This is a genomic window from Asanoa sp. NPDC050611 (assembly GCF_040654855.1).
Taxonomy (GTDB): Bacteria; Actinomycetota; Actinomycetes; order Mycobacteriales; family Micromonosporaceae; genus Asanoa.
In genome coordinates, this window is the sequence record NZ_JBFAIU010000567.1 from 1 (window position 1) to 2,743 (window position 2,743).

The following is a 2,743-nucleotide window of genomic DNA, read 5'->3' on the forward strand; positions in this document are numbered from 1 at the left end:
CGCGCTGCGGGCCGGCGTCCCACCGGTGGGCGCCTGCCTGCTCGGCATGATCGCCGCGATCGGCGGCGGCGTCGCCCGCGACCTCCTGCTCGGCGGGTCACCCCACCGACGAACTGTGATCCTGCGGCGGGGAGGCCGGCACCGCGGCCGGCCTCCCCGCTGCTTTGCTACTCGGCGGGTTCCGCGATCTTCGCGGCCGGCGCCTGCTCGTTGCCACCGGAGCCGATCGCCGCGTACACCTCCGGCTGGTTGGTGCGCAGCCACCTGCCGTAGGCCGCACCCAGGAGCCCGATCACCACGAACGCCACCGGGATCGCCCAGGCCAGTGCGCTGTCCGGTGCCACGCCCAGCAGGGAGTCGAAGTTGACGACCGCCAGCACCACCACGACCGCCAGGGCGACCAGCGCGACCGCCGGGGCGACCAGCCGGGACCACGCCGACTCGCCGTGCGTGTCGCGGCGGAAGAAGAGCAGGACCGCGAGGGCCGTCAGCGTGATGAGGAACAGCACGCCGAGGCCGCCCGAGGTGCCCGCCCAGAAGAACAGGTGGACCGTCGGCTCCCAGCCGCCGATCGCGTAGACGACGATGACGACCAGGCCGATCACCGACTGCACGAGCGACGCGTTGCGGGGTGCGCGCGTGCCGGCGCTGGTCCGGCCCAGCGCGGCCGGCAGCACGCGCTCCCGGCCGAGCGCGAACATGTAGCGGGCGATCGTGTTGTGGAACGAGATCATCGCGGCGGTGATCGAGGTGAAGAACAGGACCTCGCCGATCGTCACCCAGGCGTCGCCGAGGTTGGCGCCCGCCAGGCTGAAGATCAGGCCGACACTCTCGTTCTGGGACCGTTCGACGATCGCGTCCGGGCCCGTCGCGACCGTCATGGCCCACGACGCGAACGTGTAGAGCACGGCGGTGGCGCCGACGGCGATGTAGGTGGCCGTGCGTACCGTCCGCTTCGGGTCCTTGGCCTCCTCGGAGAAGACCACCGACGCCTCGAAGCCGACGAAGCCGAGCAGCGCCAGCACGAGGATCGCGCCGACACCGTCGCCGAACAGGTTGCCCGGGTCGAGGGTCGCGCCGGTGACACCGCCGGCGGCCGGGCTGCCCAGGTCGGCGAACGAGTAGATCAGGATGATCAGCACCTCGGCGCAGAGCAGCACGGCCAGGATGGTGCCGTTGACGTCGATGCGCAGCACGCCGAGCACCGCGACGACCGCCCAGCAGACGAGGGCGACCACCCACCAGTCCGGGTTGATCCCGAACCACTCGTCGAGCAGCGGGCCCGCCGCCGAGCCGATCGCGCCGTAGAGCCCGACCTGCAGGGCGTTGTAGGCGACCAGGGCGACCCACGCCGCGCCGACGCCCGCCGGGCGACCGACGCCGCGCGAGACGAACGTGTAGAAGGCGCCCGCGTTGGCCATGTGCCGGGCCATCGCCACGTAGCCGACCGAGAACACCGCCAGCACCAGGCCGACGACCACGAACGCGATCGGAATGCCGATCAGGCCGGTGGTCGCGAAGCCGGTGGTCACCACGCCGGCGACCACGGTCAGCGGGGTCGCCGCCGACATGACGAAGAAGAGCACCGCGGGTACGCCGAGCCGGCCGGCGGCCAGCGTTCCCGTGGTCTGTGCGCCGACGGCGCGCGAGGGAGCGGACATGGCATGCGCCTCCAGAGTGGACATCAACCGAGTGGATATTGATCGCCTTCGTCGATCACGTCAAGGACAATGATCGGCATGATGTCGGCGGAGGTCACGGCCATGGTGACCGCCCGTTACGGGCTCGGGCGAGAGACCGGCCCACCGGTGTACGCGGCGCGCGGCGAGCTCGGCCGGATCTGGCGGCTCGAGACCGACCGCGGCACCTGGGCGGTGAAGGAAGCGCTGGTCCCGGTGGCCGAGGCGGACGCCGCGGCCGACGTGGCGTTCCAGCTGGCCGCCGCTGCGAGCGGCGTCCCGCTCCCCTTGCCGGTGCGCACCACGGATGGGCAGGTGACGGTGCGTGGTCCCGACGCCGCGCTGCGGGTGTACGAATGGGTCGACCTCGATCCCGCCGCTTCGGACCCGTCGGGGGCCGGCCTCGGCGCCCTGCTGGCCCGGCTGCACCGCGTCGGGCATCCCGCCGGCGGCCCGGTCGGCGAATGGTTCGCGGCGCCCGTGGGCCGGGCGCGCTGGCACGATCTCGCCGCTGCGGCCACCCGGGCCGGCGCCTCCTGGGCCGACCCGCTCGCCGCGCACCTGGCCGAACTGGTCGCCGTCGACGCTCTCGTCCGCCCACCCGAGCCCGGCAAGGTGATCACCTGCCACCGCGACGTCAACGCCGAGAACGTCCGGCACACCACCGCGGGCGCGCTCGTCGTGCTCGACTGGGAGAACAGCGGGCCGGCCCAGCCCGAGCGGGAGCTGGCGGCCCTGCTCTGGGAGGTGGGCGACGACGCGCCCGTTGCCGCGGCCGCCTACGACGGGCCGGCGTTGCGACCGGCGGACTTCTCGATGGCCATCGCGGTCCAGGGCCACCTGGTCGAGATCTACGCGCGCCGGGCACTCGACCCGGGGGCCCCGCCCGAGGACCGCGCGCGGTCGACGGCCCGGCTCGACGCCATGCTCGCCCGACCGCTCACCGAGGCCGGCATCGTGCGGCTGCTCGACCTCGTGCACTGAACGCGAGCGACCGCCTGTCGCTGGACGAAGCCGCGTCCGATGCCGCACTATTAGCACTCGGATAGGCTGAGTGCCAAGAC

General features: G+C 73.1%; 2 protein-coding genes and 1 pseudogene. 2 read left to right on the top strand and 1 reads right to left on the bottom strand.

All coding sequences use genetic code 11. The annotated features are described in order from the left end of the window. A pseudogene (locus AB0H87_RS40260) lies at positions 1-130 on the top strand (TRIC cation channel family protein); the annotation flags it as partial. 37 nt (positions 131-167) lie between these two features. Here AB0H87_RS40260 and AB0H87_RS40265 read toward each other — a convergent pair. Beyond that, a complete protein-coding gene (locus tag AB0H87_RS40265; RefSeq protein WP_360158622.1) occupies positions 168-1,661 on the bottom strand; it encodes an APC family permease in 1,494 nt (497 codons plus the stop codon). A gap of 78 nt (positions 1,662-1,739) precedes the next feature. Between AB0H87_RS40265 and AB0H87_RS40270 the strand changes: the two genes are divergently transcribed. Beyond that, positions 1,740-2,663, top strand: coding sequence for an aminoglycoside phosphotransferase family protein (locus AB0H87_RS40270; RefSeq protein ID WP_360158625.1), 924 nt, complete (start codon positions 1,740-1,742; stop codon positions 2,661-2,663). Positions 2,664-2,743 lie beyond the last annotated feature (80 nt).

Bases quoted from the DNA above. Each gene is read 5' to 3' on its own strand.
- AB0H87_RS40265 (WP_360158622.1), bottom strand. From the start codon at position 1,661: ATGTCCGCTCCCTCGCGCGCCGTCGGCGCACAGACCACGGGAACGCTG.
- AB0H87_RS40270 (WP_360158625.1), top strand. From the start codon at position 1,740: ATGATGTCGGCGGAGGTCACGGCCATGGTGACCGCCCGTTACGGGCTC.